Raw genomic sequence first — 16,359 nt, 5'->3', positions numbered from 1 at the left:
CATCATGCCTCCCTCATTTTTTAGCCCTGATACTACGTGGACTGGAACTCAAATTCTCTTAAGTGAACAGCATTGCGTCGATGACGGGCATTTTTGTTTTCAGAGTCTGGTTTTTCTTTTCATGGAAGAAAAATCAGTGGGCATCGACCCAGACAAACTTGAGGACGAAGAGCAGGGCCACCACCAGCACGCAGGGGTTGATCTCGCGCCAGCGGCCGGTGCCCGCCTTCATCACGCAGTAGGAGATGAAGCCCACGGCGATCCCCTCGGTGATGGAGAAGCTGAACGGCATCATCACCGCGGTCATGAAGGCCGGCACCGCTTCGGTCAGGTCTTCCCACTTCACCCGGGTCAGCTCGGAGCACATCAGCACGCCCACGTAGATGAGGGCCCCCGCTGCGGCATACGCCGGCACCATGGCGGCGACCGGAGAGAAGAAGATGGCCAGCAGGAACAGGATGCCCACCACGATGGCGGTCAGACCGGTGCGACCGCCGACGGCGACGCCGGAGCTGCTCTCGATGTAGGCCGTCACGGACGAGGTCCCCATGAAGGCGCCGCCGACGGAGCTGACGCTGTCTACTACCAGGGCCTGCTTCATGCGCGGGAAGTGTCCCTTGTCATCGGCCAGCTTGGCACGGTTGGTCACGCCGATCAGGGTGCCGGAAGAGTCGAACAGGTTGACCAGCATGAAGGAGAAGATGATCCCGGCGAGGCTGATGTCCAGCGATCCCATCAGATCCAGCTGGCCGAAGACCGGGGCAATGCTCGGCGGCACGGAGACGAAGCCCTTGAAGGTGACATCGCCGAACAGCCAGCCCAGGGTGGTGGTGACGACAATGGCGATGAGCACGGCGGAGTGGACGCCGCGGGCGGAGAAGATGCAGATGAGGAAGAATCCCAACAATCCCAGCAGGCAGGGCAGGGAGGTGAGGTTGCCCACGGTCACCATGGTGGCGGGGCTCGCGACCACGATGCCGGCATTGTGCAGGCCGAGCAGGGCGATGAGCAGACCGATACCGGCGGTGATGCCGACCCGCAGGGTCAGGGGAATGTTGGCGATGAGCCAGTAGCGTACCCGCAGCAGGGTCAGGATCAGCAGGCCCAGCGCACCCCAGAAGATGGTGCCCATGCCGACCTGCCAGGAGTAGCCCATGCCAGCCACCACCACGAAGGCGAAGAAGGCGTTGAGGCCCATGGCGGGAGCCAGGGCGATGGGCAGGTTCGCCAGCAGACCCATCAGGATGCTGCCGACACCGGCGATGAGGCAGGTGGTAACGAACACGGCCTGGGTGTCCATGCCTGCCGCAGAGAGGATCTGCGGGTTGACGAAGACGATGTAGACCATGGTCAGGAAGGTGGTGATGCCGGCGATCACCTCGGTGCGGGCCGTGGTGCCATGACCGCGCAGGGCAAACAGGCGCTCGAGCAATCCCTGCCCGGCAGCCGGGCTGGCGGTCTGCCCGGTAGCGTGATGTGGTTGATTCATGTTGGATTCCAATGGGTGACGTGAAATAGGCAGCAGGGGGCCCGGCCCATCCATGCGGGGCTACGGACCCTGATTCTGGCGGTGAAGTGACCAGACTCGTCCTGATACCGTGACAGCGCGCACATTTTCACACAGGCAGCCAGGTTTACAAACCCCGGATGTGCGAGGCGGATCAATGAATAGAGTAAAAATTCAAACGTTTTCCCCCGGAGGCAGGAAAAAGGGGACCAATAGAGCCCCGTTTCCACATCGGGATCAACGGTTTTTCTGGTAGCGTTCGATAAGCTGGCTCAGCACGGCATCGCTCTGCTCCAGCAAGGGATCGAGGGCCAACCCCATGCGTTGGAGCAGCAGGGTGGCCTGGGTTTCGCTCAAGGGACGGCCATCGAGGAAGTAGGCCTGCTCGGCCAGTTGCTTGTCATGGCGGGGCAGCAGCACCCAGTGCACTCGTCGGGGTTCTATGGCGGCGAGGATCCGGTTGGCGGCCGCGCAGAAGGTATCGATGTGCTGCTTGCCATCCGGCCCCAGACAGCCGGGTTCGAGCCGGATCTGGATGGTGAGTCTGGTGGTGGAGGCTTGGGTCATGGGTCGCTATCGCTGGGGTAGAGGTGGAGATTGTAAGTCAGAAGAGGCAAAAAAGGGGAGCCCCGGCTCCCCTTGTGACGTCATGCCTGGCGGCGCGGCTGTTGCCTCGCCTTACTTGGCAATGCGCTTGTACTTGGCGCGGCGCGGCTGGATAGCCTCGGCACCGTAGGTCTTCTTCTTCCACTCTTCGTATTCGGTGAAGTTGCCTTCAAAGAATTCGATCTTGCCCTCGTCCTGGTAGTCCAGGATATGGGTGGCGATGCGGTCGAGGAACCAGCGGTCGTGGGAGATGACCATGGCGCAACCCGGGAACTCCAGCAGGGCGTTCTCGAGGGCGCGCAGGGTTTCGATGTCCAGATCGTTGGTCGGTTCATCCAGCAGCAGCACGTTGCCGCCGGTCTGCAGCAGCTTGGCCAGGTGCAGACGGCCACGTTCACCACCGGAGAGCTCGCCGACCCGCTTCTGCTGGTCGGAACCCTTGAAGTTGAAGCGGCCGATGTAGGCGCGGCTCGGGAACTCGTAGTTGCCGATGCGCAGGATGTCCTGGCCGTCGGCGACTTCCTCGAACACCGTCTTCTTGTCGTTCATGCTGTCGCGGAACTGATCCACGGAGGCCAGCACCACGGTGTCACCCAGGGTGATGGAACCGGAATCCGGCTGCTCCTGACCCGACATCATGCGGAACAAGGTCGATTTACCGGCACCGTTCGGACCGATGATGCCGACGATGGCACCCTTCGGAATGGAGAAGGAGAGATCGTCGATCAGCTGGCGGTCGCCATAGGACTTGCAGAGGTTGGCCACCTCCACCACCTTGTCGCCGAGGCGCGGTCCGGGCGGAATGAACAGCTCGTTGGTCTCGTTGCGCTTCTGGTAGTCGTTGGTGTTGAGCTCTTCGAAGCGAGCCATACGAGCCTTGGATTTGGCCTGACGGCCTTTCGGGTTCTGACGAACCCACTCCAGTTCCTTCTCGATGGACTTGCGACGGGCGGCCTCGGAACTCGCTTCCTGGGCCAGACGGGCATCTTTTTGCTCCAGCCAGGAGGAGTAGTTGCCCTCCCAGGGGATGCCTTCGCCGCGGTCCAGCTCCAGGATCCAGCCCGCCACGTTGTCGAGGAAGTAGCGGTCGTGGGTGATGGCCACGACGGTGCCTTCGTAGTCGTGCAGGAAGCGCTCCAGCCAGGCCACGGATTCCGCATCCAGGTGGTTGGTCGGTTCGTCCAGCAGCAGCATGTCCGGCTTTTCCAGCAGCAGACGGCACAGGGCCACGCGGCGGCGCTCACCACCGGAGAGGTGCTTGATCTGGGCATCCCAGGCCGGCAGGCGCAGGGCGTCGGCCGCGCGCTCCAGCTGGTTTTCCATGTTGTGGCCGCCCTGGGCGGTGATGATGGCTTCCAGCTCGCCCTGTTCGCGGGCCAGCTTGTCAAAATCCGCATCCGGGTCGGCGTAGGCTGCATAGACCTCGTCGAGGCGCGCCATGGCGCGTTTGACGTCGCCGACCGCCTCTTCGACCGCTTCGCGTACGGTCTGCTCCGGATCCAGCTTCGGCTCCTGGGGCAGGTAGCCGATCTTGATGCCGGGCTGCGGACGGGCTTCCCCTTCGATCTCGGTGTCGATGCCCGCCATGATGCGCAGCAGGGTCGATTTCCCGGCGCCGTTCAGACCCAGCACGCCTATCTTGGCCCCCGGGAAGAAGGAGAGGGAGATGTTCTTGAGAATATGACGCTTGGGCGGCACGACCTTGCCAACCCTGTTCATGGTGTAAATAAATTGAGCCATTGGCTAATTCTCTTCCTTTCAGCAGTTTAATGTCTTGGCATTAACAAACTGATGTCGTGGTGGGGCCGGGTCGACGGGTCGTCAACCCGGTTCCAAAAAACCCGTCGATTGTAAACCAATGGGAGAGGGGCGGCAAAGCCGGGCGCCGCAGGCCGGGACGGTCGACAGGCGCGAGGGAAGAGGGGCAACCGGGCAAGCTCAGCGCGGTGAGCTGCGACGGGCAGGTTTGTCAGGATCCTGCCCCGAGTAGTAGAGCACCCGCTGCACATACTCCTGGGTTTCCTGATAGGGAGGCACACCGCCGTGGCGCAGCACGGCTTGCTCCCCGGCGTTGAAGGCGGCGCTGATCCTCACCCAGTCCGGACCGAACTGCTTCTCCAGCCACTTCAGGTAGATCATGGCACCACGGATGTTCTGCTGGGCATCGAACGGCCGGGTCACGCCGAAGCGGGCCTGGGTTTCGGGAATGAGCTGCATGACGCCCTGCGCCTGCTTGGGGGAGACGGCGGTACTGTTCAGATTGGATTCGGCGATGGCGATGGCCAGGGCGAGTTGAGGGTCCACTTTGTGACGCTGGGCGGCCTGGCGGATCATGACGGCCAGCTTTTGCTTGGCCTGTGACTGTCTGGCCAGATAGCGCTCCTGATCGAAGGGGGCACTGGGGCGCACCCAGGGGGCTCCGCCACCGCCTCCAATGCCGCAGGTACCCAGGGGCGCATTGCCGACCCGCTCGTTGTAGTAACGGGCGGCTTGCTGGTTGCCAAGGCGCATGGCCATGGCCAGGTAGGCGTTGGCGCTGCGGGCATTGCGGATCCCCTGGGGGCCGCGGGCCAGCAGGCGGCCGATGCGGTAATAGGCTTCCGGGTTGCCAAGGTTGGCGGCGGTGCAGTAGTGGGCGATGGCCTGCCGCGGGTTTCCCTGTTCCATGGCGGCACCCTGGCGCAGTGCGCTCATGGCCTTGGGGGCCTGACGAAAGGGATCTGCGTGGGAAGTGGTGGCCAGCAGTATCAGGAGTCCCCAGCCCCAGAGTCGTTTTTTCATGGAAACCTCGTCTTTGGTATCCGCAACATATAGGCCCGATCCGGGGAGGGACGCCAGCCAGCAGATGGAACATCTGGTTATGTGGGTGAGCAACAGAGATGAAAACGGTATGGAACTTTTGGTGCAGGGGAGAGGCGTTATGGCTCCCGGGTCAGTGACTGCTTTGACAGATTTGTTAATTGAGGTTCAATATGCTGACAGAGTTGTTTTCTAACGCCTTGTATTTGCATGATGTCAGCCAGGCCATCGATGCAATGTCGTCGGGTCTGCCGGGTGAATCGATAGCGCCTCTGATGAGGGCAGGATGTGCATATGGTCGAATCGGTCGATATCTCTGTCGTGGTGCCTGCCAAGGATGAGCGGGACAATCTGGCCCCGCTTGTCGGCGAAATAGATGTCGCCCTTGGGGGCAGGTTCGAGTACGAACTTATCTATGTGGACGATGGCAGCGTGGACGGAAGTCATGTGGTGCTGCGCGATTTGCAGACGCGTTTCACCAGGCTGAAGGTGCTATGCCATGTCCATGCCGTGGGCCAGAGCATGGCGGTGCTGAGCGGAGTGCGCCACGGGCGTGGCGACTGGCTGGTGGTACTCGACGGCGATGGTCAGAACGATCCCGCCGACATTCCCGCCATGCTGGAGGAGGCGATGCGCCGCTACCAGAGCGATCCATACCAGGTGGGCCTCATCGGCCACAGGGTCAACCGCCGCGACGACTGGGTCAAGCGTCTCTCTTCAACGCTGGCCAACGGTTTTCGCGACCTGCTGCTGCGCGACGGCATTCCGGATACCGGCTGCGGGCTCAAGGTCGTGCGTCGCGACTGGTATCTGAAACTGCCTGCCTTCAATCACATGCACCGCTACATCCCCGCGCTGATCCAGGCTCAAGGGGGGCGCATGGCGCCCTGGCCGGTCAACCACAGGCCACGCCAGGCGGGCATCTCCAAATACGGGGTCTGGAACCGGCTCTGGGTCGGGCTGGTGGACGTGGTCGGGGTCTGGTGGTTGCAGCGCCGCTCCAAGGTGGTTGAAATCCGGGAGATGCTGGAGTGATGGACGCCTGGCTGTCTGCCCCCATCGACTGGCTGGACTGGACCGGGGTGCACGTCACCGGCTGGAAGCTGATCGGCTACACGGGGGCGCTGATGTTCGGCGGACGCTGGCTGGTGCAGTTTCTGGCGTCCAGGCGGGCGGGGCGACCCGTCATCCCGCGCCTGTTCTGGTACATGAGCGTGCTCGGCAGCCTGATGACGCTCAGCTACTTCACCTTCTCTCCCAAGCAGGACTCCGTCGGCGTGCTGCAAAACCTCTTCCCCACCTTCACCGCGCTCTACAGCCTCTATCTCGATATCCAGCATCGGGGCTGGCGGCGTGACAAGGGAGTGACCGGGGAGGCTCGTCATGGTGAATGATCGCACCCTGCTCAATCAGACGTCCCTTGGCTGGTTGCTGCTGATCGCGCTGGTGGTGCTGGGGGCCGGGCTGGGTCTGCGGGACCCCTGGCCGGCGGATGAGCCGCGCTTTGCCCTGATCGCCAAGGAGATGGTGGAGAGTGGCCAGTGGCTCTTCCCCATGCGCGGCGGGGAGCTCTATCCGGACAAGCCGCCGCTATTTATGTGGGGGATCGCGATCGGTTATGTGTTGACTGGCTCCATCAAGGTGGCCTTTCTGCTGCCTTCCCTGCTGTCTGGCTTGCTGACCATCTTGCTGGTGTGGGACCTGGGGCGTCGGTTATGGAACCCAGCGGTCGGCTTTATGGCCGGGCTGTTGCTGCTGTTCACCGTCCAGTTCACCCTGCAGGCCAAGACGGCGCAGATCGATGCCCTGGCGACGGCCTTCATCACCCTCGGTCTCTATGGTTTTCTGCGCTTCCTGCTCTGCGAGGGAGGGTGGCGCTGGTACTGGCTCGGCTGGTTTGCCGCGGGGCTTGGCGTCATCACCAAGGGGGTGGGAGTACTGGCCCTGCTGGTGCTGCTTCCCGCGCTCTGGACCCACAGGGCACAAATCCGCGCCGCGCCGTTGTCAGCCTGGCTGAAGGCCCTGCTCGGGCCGCTGGCCATGGCCCTGGCGATGAGCCTCTGGCTGGTCCCCATGCTGGAGGCCGTGACCCGAAGCGGGGATCCCCTCCTGCTGGCCTACAGAGACAACATATTGCTGCGCCAGACGGTGACTCGCTATACCAGCGCCTGGCACCACGTCAAACCCTTCTGGTACTACCTTACCTCGGTGATCCCGCCGTTCTGGCTGCCGCTCTCCCTGCTGCTGCCCTGGCTGGTGGTGGCCTGGCGGCGCGCCATTCGGGCGCAGGACAGGCGTATCCTGCTGCTGCTGGGTTATCTGATGCTGGTGGTGCTGTTTTTCTCCTGCTCGCCAGGCAAGCGGGGCGTCTACATCACGCCCGGTACGCCCGCCCTGGCGCTCCTGACCGCACCCTTCATCGGCACCCTGCTGGTCCGGGTCTGGCCGGGGCGGCTACTGGCCGGGCTCGGCTGGTTGCTGGGAGGGGTAGGGCTGGTGGGGGCTCTGGTGCTGGTATTTAGCGACAGAGTGGCCAGCCGTCTGGGGGAACTGGGGCCGGATCCCTGGCTTCCCCTGCTGGTGCTGGGGGGATCCTTGCTGCTGATCAATGCCTGGCTTCGCCGGACGCCACTGACCGCCATTCTCTGCTCCCTGGCGGTGGGGTGGCTGATCTACTCCTGCTGGATAAGCGTGCGCCTCAACGAGGTGCGCACCCCTCAGGCAGTCATGGCATTGGCGGCGCAGAAGGTGCCTGCGGGGGATGAACTGCTGCTGGCGGGATTCAAGGAGCAGCATCTGCTGTTTAGCCTGCAACCAGTGAAACATTACCCTTATCTGATGGGAGACGGGGAGCAGGCCCGGGAAGCTGCCGCCTGGATAGGGGCTGCCCCCGGGCGCTGGGTACTGGGGAGCGCCGACCTGATGGTGAGGTGTTTTGATCCCGCGAAGATGGAAAACCTCGGCAACCGTCACCGCACCGACTGGCTGCTGGCAGGCCCGCAGGCCCTCAAACCCGCCTGTCGTGGGCTCTCCCCCACCATGGTGCCCTTCAGCTATACCCCTTCATCCTGAGCGCAGGGTCGCGAGCCAGGGGACCCTGCCACCTCGTTTGGCTCAGACCCGGTAGTAGTCCCGATACCAGCGGACAAAGCCGTCGACCCCTTCCTTGAGCCCGATACGGGGGCGATAGCACGTGGTGTCGAACAGCGAGCGGGTGTCGGCCCAGGTGGCGAGCACGTCGCCGGGCTGCATGGGCAGCATGTTGCGGATGGCCCGTTTGCCGAGGGCCGACTCGATGGCATTCACGAAGTCCAGCAGCCTGACCGGGCTGCCGTTGCCGATGTTGAAGAGGCGATAGGGGGCCGGGCTGGCGTCCGGGGCCCCCTGCCAGTGGGCATCGCCCGCAGGGGGGATGTCTGAGATGCGCACTATCCCCTCGACGATGTCGTCGACATGGGTGAAATCCCGGCTGAGCTGGCCCTGGTTGTAGAGGTCGATGGGGTCGCCGTTCAGGATGGCGTGCACGAACTTGAACAGGGCCATGTCGGGCCGACCCCAGGGGCCGTAGACGGTGAAAAAGCGCAGCCCGGTGGTGGGCAGGCCGTAGAGATGGGAGTAGGAGTGGGCCATCAGCTCCCCCGCCTTCTTGCTCGCCGCATAGAGGGAGACGGGATGATCCGCCCCATGGGACGGTTTGAACGGCATCTGTTCGTTCAGCCCGTAGACCGAGCTGGAGGAGGCATAGACCAGATGCTGCACCCGGGTCTGGCGACACCCCTCCAGCACGGTAAGGTGGCCGGTGAGGTTGCTGTCGGCGTAGGCGAAGGGGTTGTCCAGGGAGTAGCGCACCCCGGCCTGGGCCCCCAGATGGATCACCCGGTCAAACTGCTCGCGGGCAAAAAGCGAAGCCATGGCCGCGCGGTCCGCGAGATCGAGGTGTTCGAAGCGAAAGCCGGGTAGAGGCGTGAGCAGGGCGAGGCGCGCCTCCTTGAGACTCACCGCGTAGTAGTCGTTGAGGTTGTCTATCCCCACCACCTGATGGCCGTCGCCACAGAGCCTGCGCGCCACATGAAATCCGATAAACCCGGCGGCGCCGGTGACGAGGTACTTCATCGCTCCTCCTGATGAGCCAGGCTGTCGCCACGGCCGATGGCATAGTAGGTGAAACCGCGCTGGCGCAGACGGGCCGGATCATAGAGGTTGCGGCCGTCGAAGATGATGGCCTGCTTCAGGGTCTGGCGAAGCAGGTCGAAATCCGGTGCGCGGAACTGTTGCCACTCGGTGCAGACGAGCAGGGCATCGGCCCCCTGAAGGGCGGCTTCCTGGGTGTCGCACAGGATCAAATCTGCCCGCTGGCCATAGAGGCGGGCGGCCTCGGTCATGGCCTCGGGGTCGAACGCCTGCACCTGGCCTCCTGCCGCCCAGATCGCCTCCATCAGCACCCTGCTCGGGGCTTCGCGCATGTCGTCGGTATTGGGTTTGAAGGCGAGTCCCCATAACGCGAAGGTGCGCCCCGACAGACTGGCACCAAAATGGTGGTGCAGCCGGGTCATGAGCCTGTGCTTCTGCGCCTCGTTGACCTGCTCCACCGAGCGCAGCAGGGGGGTCTCGCACCCCGCCTCCTTCGCGGTGTGGATCAGCGCCCTGACATCCTTGGGGAAGCAGGATCCGCCATAACCGCAGCCCGGGTAGATGAAGTGGTGGCCGATGCGCGGATCGGCACCAATGCCCTTGCGCACCTCCTCGATATCGGCGCCCAGGGCTTCGGCCAGGGTGGCCATCTCGTTCATGAAGGAGATGCGGGTCGCCAGCATGGCGTTGGCGGCGTACTTGGTCAGTTCGGCGCTGCGTGCATCCATCCGCAGGATGCGGTCTCGCTTGCGGTTGAAGGGGGCGTAGAGCTCCTCCAGCAGGGAGAAGGCGTGATCGGAGTCGGTGCCGATGATGATGCGATCCGGCCGCAGGCAGTCGGCGACGGCGGCGCCCTCCTTCAGAAATTCGGGGTTGGAAACCACGTCGAGCGGAAGATCGAGACCACGGTCGGCGAGGCGCTCCGCAATGTGTCGCCGTACCCGGCTGGCGGTGCCGACAGGGACAGTGCTCTTGTTGACCACCACCTTGCCCCCTTGCATCAGGCGGCCTATGGTGTCCGCCACCGTCATCACCTAATGGAGGTCGGCGGATCCGTCCTCGTCCGGCGGCGTTCCGACCGCGATGAAGATAAGCTCGGCAAACTCCACCGCCCGTGCCGGGTCTGTGGTGAAGATCAGGCGGCCGGCCTGATGATTGCGCAGCACCAGAGGGGCGAGGCCGGGCTCGAAGAGGGGAATGTGTCCCGCTTTCAGGGCCGCGACCTTGTCGGCATCCACATCCACACAGATCACCTTGTGACCCATCTCCGCCAGTACGGCGGCCTGAACCAACCCGACATAACCTATTCCGAATACGGTTACTCTCATCCGCTGTTGTTCCGCTGGCAGTGACAAGCGACTCATTCTAGAACGATTCGGGCGCGGGGGGCAGCGGCCCGTTTCAGGTTTTTCAGCATCAGGCCGGCGGTGAGTGTGGGACATTTTGGTGCAAGGATTGTAACGCCTGGATGACGCGCACCATTTTGGCGCGTGAAGGGCGGGACTTGTGATCCATCTCACTCAAATTGGAGACTGTCGGCATAACGAAGCCCCGGTTAACGGGGCTCGCTCCGCCCGACGGGCGGCCAACACTCTCTTGCTTCGCGACTGGATACCTGGTTATGGACAACACTTCACGCTCTGCGCACCCGCTCTATGAGGATGTGCTCGCCTTGCTGACCGCAGCAGGCTTCGTTTCCCTCGGCATCTTCCTGTTCCATCAGGTCGGCCTGCTCACCGGTGGCACCGCCGGCCTGGCGCTGCTGCTGCAACAGGTGACCGGCATCAGCTTCGGCCTGCTGTTCTTCGCCATGAACCTGCCTTTCTATGCCCTGGCCTGGCTCAGAATGGGGCCGCGCTTCACCCTCAATACCTTTGCTGCCGTGGCCACCGTCTCATTCATGACGGATCACCTCAACGCCGTGCTGCAAATCGGCAAGATCGAACCCGTCTATGCGGCGCTGATCGGCGGCACCCTGATCGGCATGGGACTGCTCATCATGTTCCGCCACAAGGCGAGCCTGGGGGGCTTCAACATCCTGGCGCTCTTCATTCAGGACAGATGGGGTGTGCGGGCAGGCAAGCTGCAAATGGGGCTGGATTGCGCCATCGTGGTCGCCTCTTTCTTCGTGGTCTCCCCCTGGCTGCTGGTGCTTTCCGTGGTGGCAGCCATCATCTGTAACCTGGTGTTGACACTCAATCACAAGCCGGGGCGCTACCAGATAGCCTGATGTGCCCAGGGGGATTGCCCTGCAGGTCAGCCCAAGGCTGGATACCGCAAAAAGACAGAGCGCCTGATGGCGCTCTGTTGCTATCTGCCCCTGGGTGTCACACCACCATGGGGACGCCGCTCTCGGGGTGGTGGATCACCTGTGCGGGGTAGTCGTAGAGGCGCGCGATGAGCTCCGGAGTCAGCACCTCGCCTGCGTTGCCGTCAGCCATCAGCCTGCCCTGCTCCAGCATCACCAGCCTATCGGCGTAGCGGGCTGCCAGATTGAGGTCGTGCAACACCACCAGCACGGCGGTGTTGCGACCGGCCAGCGCCCGGGCCATGGCGAGCAACTGGTGCTGGTATTTGAGATCCAGCGCCGAGGTGGGCTCGTCCAGCAGCAGCAGCCGCGCTTGCTGCGGTTCCTCCGGGGCCTGCCAGATCTGGGCCAGCACCCGGGCGAACTGCACCCGTTGACGCTCCCCGCCGGAGAGGCCGGGATAGAGGCGGTTCGCCAGATGGTCGACCCCGGCGTGGGTCATGGCGGCGCGGACTATTTCGTCGCGCCGGCTGGCAGGCTCGCTGTGGGGCAGCCGACCCATGGCCACCACCTCTTCGCACAGGAAGGGGAAGCTCAAGGAGGAGCTTTGCGGCAGCACACCGACCCGGTGGGCCAGAGCGTTGCCGGCCCACCCCCTGCGGGTCTGGCCGAACAGGTGGATCTCCCCTTCATGTTCCAGCTCGCCGGTCAGGCACTTGAGCAGTGAGCTTTTGCCCGCCCCGTTGGGGCCGAGCAGGGCGGTCAGGCTGCCAGCATGCAGGTCGAGATCCAGGCTGTCCAGGATAAGCCGGTTGCCACGACTGAGGCGAAGACCCCGGCAACTGAGCAGGGGGGAGGGGGATCCGGGCAAAGTGGCGATCTCCTGTTACAGGGTTCGGCGGCTCTTGACCAAGAGCCAGATGAAGAAGGGGGCACCCAGCAGGGCGGTGATGATGCCGACCGGCAGCTCGGCCGGTGCGAGCAGGGTGCGTGCCAGCATGTCGGCCCCCAGCAGCAGGCCAGCCCCCAGCAGGGCAGACAGCGGCAACAGGCGGACATGGTTGGGTCCGGCCAGCAGCCGTACCAGATGGGGAACCACCAGGCCGACAAAGCCGATCATGCCGGCCACCGCCACCGCCACGCCGACACCGGCAGCGGTGAGCAGGATGAGGCGACGCTTCAGCATCTGCACGTTCACCCCCAGATGCCGGGCCTCTCCCTCTCCCAGCAGCAGGGCGTTGAGGGGATTAGCATCGCGCATGAACAACAGCAGCAGGGCGGCCAGGGTCAGCAGCGCCAGCGTCACATCGACCGGCTTGCCTGCCGCCAGGGAGCCCATCTGCCACAGGCTCAGGTTGCGCAGCATCTGATCGTCCGCGAGATAGGTGAGCAGTCCGATGACGGCGCCGGAGAGCGCCGTGATGGCCACCCCGGCCAGCAGCATCACGGTGACCGAGGTGCCCCCTTCCCGGGTACCCAGCAGATAGACGAGGGTGGTGGTGAGGGCTCCGCCGAGAAAGGCGAGCAGGGGCAGCAACCCCAGGCCGAGCAGGCTCTGCAGGTGCGAGCCCAGCGGGGCGAGCAGCACGATGGCCAGGGCCGCGCCGAGTGCCGCGCCACCCGACACCCCTATGATGCCGGGGTCTGCCAGGGGGTTGCGAAACAGTCCCTGCATCACGGCGCCGCAGAGGCCGAGAATGCCCCCCACGGCGATGCACAGCAGGGTGCGTGGCAGACGGATCTCCTGCACGATCAATAATTTGTGAGCCTCAATCCCGCTCTGTGGTCCGGCAAACAGGGCGCGCAGGCTCTCACCAAGGGAGAGGGACATGGGGCCGGTCGCGAGGGACCCGACCAGCAGCAACGCCAGCGCGCAGCCGGTCAGGGCGAGCAGCCAGGGCAGAGGCAGGCGCATCAGGAACCCTGCTTGATCCACTGGGCGATCTGGTTCGCCTGTTGCAAGGAACGAAGGCTGAGGCCCCCTTGCAGGGCATGTCCGTCGATGGCGTGGATAGCCTTGTTCTTGCCTGCCGGGGTGGCTGACAGGGCGGGCACCTGACTCAGGACGGCGTCGGGATCCTGATACTGCTGCCAGTCGCGGCCGCTCACCAGCACCAGATCAGGTTGCAGCTCGATGAGGGATTCGGTGGAGACGGGCTTGTAGTCGTGGAGCCCAGCCACCGGATTGACGCCGCCCGCCAGGGTGACGAGGGCGCTGGCGGTGGTGTTGCCACCGGCGATGCTGGTGGGCTGACCCTTGTGCAACAGCAGGAAGGCGACCTTGAGGGGCTTGTTCTGCTTCGCCTGCGCCGCCAGGGTGTCGCTCTGGGCGGCAATCTCCTCCTTGAGCTTGCTCCCTGCCGCCTGGTCACCCAGGAGATGGGCCAGGGTGTCGATACGCTCGTTGAGGTTGGCCAGCGTAGGGGCTGTGGCCATGACCTCGACCTTGACGTTGGCACGGCGCAACTGATCAAGCGTGCTGTTCGGGCCCATCTCGTCGCTGCCGACCACCAGGGTCGGAGAGAGACTCAGGATCCCTTCGGCGGCGAGGGCGCGGTGATAGCCGACCTTGGGCACGCCTCTGGGCTCCGGACTGCTGACATCGGTGGCGACCAGGCTCTGCTCGCCCCCCAGCGCCAGGATGAGTTCCGTGGTGGCGGGGCCTATGCTGACGATACGCTCCACCGCCATGACGGATGGGGAAGAGAGGGAAAGGGCACAGCCGAGCAGGCTGAATGCGAGGGCAATACGACGGCCCATGCGAACCTCCGAAGGGTGAATGAAATAGGGTTGCCGCCGAGAATATCAAGTCGTCCATCAAAATGCACTGAGAATGAAAGCGATTATCAATTGCGTTACTTGGGGCGCTTTATTACAGTATCCGCCGCGACACCGAGCACCATCGCCAGATCATCCAGGGAGAACCGATGAGCATTGCACAACGCATTCATGCGCTGCTGGAGCAAGACCCGAGCGCCCACCCGTCCACCCTCGCCACCGAGCTGGCCGTCAGCGAATGGGAGGTGGTACGCCATCTGCCTGCCGCCCTGATGACGCAAGTGCCGGCCGGGGAGGCCGAAGCCCTGCTGGCGGACCTGGCCAGCTGGGGTCAGGTGACCACCATCGTCGAATCCGATGGATCCATCTTCGAGGTGAAGGCTCCCTTCCCCAAGGGCAAGAACGCGCGCGGCTACTACAACCTGATGGGGCGGGACGGGGAGCTGCACGGCCACCTCAAGCTCGACAACGTGGCAGGCATCGCCCTGGTCAGCAAGCTCTTCATGGGCAAGGAGGGGCACTCCTTCCAGTTCTTCGGCCACAGTGGCCGCTGCATCTTCAAGATCTACCTGGGCCGGGACGAGCAGCGTCAACTGCTGCCTGAGCAGGTGGAGCGTTTCATGGCCCTGCGCCTTCAGTATCAAGAGGAAGTGAAAGCATGAGTGAACGTCAGGAGCGCCTGCAAAACCGCCTGCAACCGGAGATCCGCGAGTTCCGCGACGGTTGCCGTACCCTGCAGCTCGCCACTGTGGATGGCGAAGGCAACCCCAATGCCAGCTATGCCCCCTTCGTGCTGCAGGAAGATGGATACTATGTGCTCATCTCCGAGATAGCTCGCCACGCCCGCAACCTGCAACAGGTGCCCAAGGTATCGCTGATGCTGATCGAGGACGAAACCGGTGCCCGCGAGCTGTTTGCCCGCAAGCGTCTGACCTTCGATGCGGTCGCCGAGGTGGTGGCCCGCGACGACGCACGCTGGGAGAAGGCCGTTGCGGCGCTGGAAGGGCGCTTCGGCGAGATAGTCAAAGGGCTCTCCAACCTCAAGGACTTCGTGCTGTTTAGGCTCAAGCCCGAGCAGGGACTGTTCGTCAAGGGATTCGGTCAGGCGTTCCGTGTCTCCGGCGACGAACTGGTGGACTTCGTTCACCTGGTGGAAGGGCACAAACGCATCGACAATGGCGCCGAGCTGACCAGCCCGGCGGATGAACCCGTTTGAGGGAACAATTAGCGAGATGAGAAAACGGGCAGCCTGGGCTGCCCATTTTGTTGTTATGTCCCGGGTTACTCTTGCCAGCCTGCCTGGTTGGGGAAGGCATCGCGATCGGCCTGGGTGGCGCTCTCGTTGCATTCCCCGCGGATCTTCCAGGAGGTCTGGCTGAGGACGATATAGCCGCTTCGGCAATACTTGCGCGTGGCCAGCATCTGGGTGAGCTGCTCGTCCTGCAGGGCTTCCCGGCGTTCCAGCAGGCTCTTGTCGCGGCGGCTCAGCCGGTTGTCATCTCCCTCCTGCAACCGGGTGGGCAGGCCGTCGAGAGGGGCGGCCTCGAAGGTGAAGCGCTTGCTCCCGTCGTCGCTGATATGGGTGTGGAACAGGGGGGCCGGGCCATCGGGTGCTGCCCCCGGCAATCCGGAGCAGGCGGTGAGCGCCGGTAACAGCAGCGTGAGGGCAACGGCAGAGAGTAGACGCACACAAGACTCCAATCGGGTGTTCACATCAGGACGGGCAGCTTAACACGCCCGCTCGGGTTGAATGGTGGCCAGCAGCTCATCCGTCGTGAGCAGGGTCACGCTTCTGCCTTGAGGCAGGCTCAGATGCCGCCACATGAAGTGGTGGTGCTGGATGATCTGCTCCGCACTCAGGTGCGGCCTGTCCGCCGTGGTATGGGCGTCGGTCACCGCAAAGGCGTCAAAGCCCCTGGCGGCGGCGCTGCGCAACGTGGTATCGACGCAAAAGTCGGTGGCACAGCCGCAGATGAGCAGTCTGTCTACCGACTGCTCTGCCAGCAGGAAGCCGAGCTCGGTATCGAGGAAGCTGTCACAGGCGGTCTTGCGCACCCGGCTGTCGTGGGGAGATGGGGCCAGATCGGCGTGCAGTTGCCAGCCCGCACTGCCAGGTTCCAGTTCGGAACCCGGTTCGTCGTGTTGCACATAGATGACCCGTCCGTGTTGGCCCCGCACGCGATCGGCCAGACGATTGATGTTGGCGATGACCTGGGCATCCTGATGGCGGGGGTTATCGAACAACCCCTGTTGCATGTCGATGACGAGTAGCACATCCATATGAAATCCT

The 16,359-nt window shown here is 63.7% G+C and carries 16 protein-coding genes and 1 pseudogene; 6 read left to right on the top strand and 11 right to left on the bottom strand.

Going from position 1 to position 16,359, the window contains the following annotated elements:
* Nucleotides 1-133: 133 nt before the first annotated feature.
* From OKB81_RS05955 to OKB81_RS05940, 4 genes are all read right to left on the bottom strand, one after another.
* Entirely contained in the window at nucleotides 134-1,489 is a 1,356-nt protein-coding gene (locus OKB81_RS05955) for an NCS2 family permease (protein ID WP_010673214.1), read from the bottom strand.
* Nucleotides 1,490-1,744: 255 nt separating this feature from the next.
* A complete protein-coding gene (locus tag OKB81_RS05950; protein ID WP_039040029.1) occupies nucleotides 1,745-2,074 on the bottom strand; it encodes a hypothetical protein in 330 nt (109 codons plus the stop codon).
* Nucleotides 2,075-2,185: 111 nt separating this feature from the next.
* Nucleotides 2,186-3,853, bottom strand: coding sequence for an energy-dependent translational throttle protein EttA (gene ettA, locus OKB81_RS05945; protein ID WP_119197361.1), 1,668 nt, complete (start codon nucleotides 3,851-3,853; stop codon nucleotides 2,186-2,188).
* 198 nt (nucleotides 3,854-4,051) lie between these two features.
* Nucleotides 4,052-4,894 carry a lytic transglycosylase domain-containing protein gene (locus OKB81_RS05940; protein WP_119197362.1) on the bottom strand — a complete coding sequence of 281 codons (843 nt, stop codon included), beginning with the start codon at nucleotides 4,892-4,894 and terminating at the stop codon, nucleotides 4,052-4,054.
* A gap of 312 nt (nucleotides 4,895-5,206) precedes the next feature.
* Here OKB81_RS05940 and OKB81_RS05935 point away from each other — a divergent pair, with 312 nt between their 5' ends.
* From OKB81_RS05935 to OKB81_RS05925, 3 genes are read left to right on the top strand one after another with little or no spacing between them, the layout of a single operon-like run.
* Nucleotides 5,207-5,947 (top strand): glycosyltransferase family 2 protein, encoded by a 741-nt coding sequence (locus tag OKB81_RS05935; protein WP_119197364.1) that lies wholly within the window; start codon nucleotides 5,207-5,209, stop codon nucleotides 5,945-5,947.
* The gene (locus tag OKB81_RS05930) at nucleotides 5,947-6,306 is read left to right on the top strand and encodes a lipid-A-disaccharide synthase N-terminal domain-containing protein (protein ID WP_045523761.1); all 360 of its coding nucleotides are present in this window, start codon (nucleotides 5,947-5,949) and stop codon (nucleotides 6,304-6,306) included. Before OKB81_RS05935 ends, OKB81_RS05930 begins: the two co-directional genes overlap by 1 nt.
* On the top strand, nucleotides 6,296-7,984 hold the full coding sequence (locus tag OKB81_RS05925; protein WP_202395069.1) for an ArnT family glycosyltransferase: 1,689 nt from the start codon (nucleotides 6,296-6,298) through the stop codon (nucleotides 7,982-7,984). The genes OKB81_RS05930 and OKB81_RS05925 overlap by 11 nt, the downstream gene beginning before the upstream one ends.
* Before the next feature lie 42 nt (nucleotides 7,985-8,026).
* On the opposite strand, the gene OKB81_RS05920 is transcribed toward OKB81_RS05925, so the two are convergent.
* Complete coding sequence (locus OKB81_RS05920; RefSeq protein ID WP_141116536.1) at nucleotides 8,027-9,025, bottom strand: NAD-dependent epimerase; 999 nt, start codon at nucleotides 9,023-9,025, stop codon at nucleotides 8,027-8,029.
* Nucleotides 9,022-10,371 (bottom strand): annotated as a pseudogene (locus tag OKB81_RS05915) (UDP-glucose dehydrogenase family protein). The gene OKB81_RS05920 and the pseudogene OKB81_RS05915 overlap by 4 nt, the downstream one beginning before the upstream one ends.
* A 293-nt stretch (nucleotides 10,372-10,664) precedes the next feature.
* Here OKB81_RS05915 and OKB81_RS05910 point away from each other — a divergent pair.
* Nucleotides 10,665-11,273, top strand: a complete 609-nt coding sequence (locus OKB81_RS05910; protein ID WP_010673223.1) for a YitT family protein — start codon at nucleotides 10,665-10,667, stop codon at nucleotides 11,271-11,273.
* 97 nt (nucleotides 11,274-11,370) lie between these two features.
* Here the strand turns inward: OKB81_RS05910 and OKB81_RS05905 are convergent, their stop codons facing one another.
* The 3 genes from OKB81_RS05905 to OKB81_RS05895 are packed head-to-tail and all read right to left on the bottom strand — an operon-like array spanning nucleotide 11,371 to nucleotide 14,051.
* On the bottom strand, nucleotides 11,371-12,162 hold the full coding sequence (locus OKB81_RS05905) for a heme ABC transporter ATP-binding protein (RefSeq protein WP_039040038.1): 792 nt from the start codon (nucleotides 12,160-12,162) through the stop codon (nucleotides 11,371-11,373).
* A gap of 15 nt (nucleotides 12,163-12,177) precedes the next feature.
* Complete coding sequence (locus OKB81_RS05900; protein ID WP_042881318.1) at nucleotides 12,178-13,209, bottom strand: FecCD family ABC transporter permease; 1,032 nt, start codon at nucleotides 13,207-13,209, stop codon at nucleotides 12,178-12,180.
* A complete protein-coding gene (locus OKB81_RS05895) occupies nucleotides 13,206-14,051 on the bottom strand; it encodes a heme/hemin ABC transporter substrate-binding protein (protein ID WP_119197366.1) in 846 nt (281 codons plus the stop codon). Before OKB81_RS05895 ends, OKB81_RS05900 begins: the two co-directional genes overlap by 4 nt.
* A gap of 167 nt (nucleotides 14,052-14,218) precedes the next feature.
* On the opposite strand from OKB81_RS05895, the gene hutX reads away from it, so the two are divergent.
* Both hutX and hutZ read left to right on the top strand, forming a co-directional pair.
* Nucleotides 14,219-14,731, top strand: a complete 513-nt coding sequence (hutX, locus tag OKB81_RS05890; RefSeq protein ID WP_160837338.1) for a heme utilization cystosolic carrier protein HutX — start codon at nucleotides 14,219-14,221, stop codon at nucleotides 14,729-14,731.
* Complete coding sequence (hutZ, locus tag OKB81_RS05885) at nucleotides 14,728-15,285, top strand: heme utilization protein HutZ (protein WP_010673228.1); 558 nt, start codon at nucleotides 14,728-14,730, stop codon at nucleotides 15,283-15,285. The genes hutX and hutZ overlap by 4 nt, the downstream gene beginning before the upstream one ends.
* A 65-nt stretch (nucleotides 15,286-15,350) precedes the next feature.
* On the opposite strand, the gene OKB81_RS05880 is transcribed toward hutZ, so the two are convergent.
* Complete coding sequence (locus tag OKB81_RS05880) at nucleotides 15,351-15,758, bottom strand: hypothetical protein (protein WP_119197367.1); 408 nt, start codon at nucleotides 15,756-15,758, stop codon at nucleotides 15,351-15,353.
* Between the two features lie 39 nt (nucleotides 15,759-15,797).
* A complete protein-coding gene (locus tag OKB81_RS05875; protein WP_039040040.1) occupies nucleotides 15,798-16,349 on the bottom strand; it encodes a cysteine hydrolase family protein in 552 nt (183 codons plus the stop codon).
* Nucleotides 16,350-16,359 lie beyond the last annotated feature (10 nt).

Origin of the sequence: Aeromonas sp. QDB56 (assembly GCF_027705505.1) — a bacterium.
GTDB classification, from domain to species: domain Bacteria; phylum Pseudomonadota; class Gammaproteobacteria; order Enterobacterales; family Aeromonadaceae; genus Aeromonas; species Aeromonas caviae.
The sequence above is the reverse complement of the archived record's forward strand: the minus strand, read 5'-3'. Positions and strand labels throughout refer to the sequence as shown.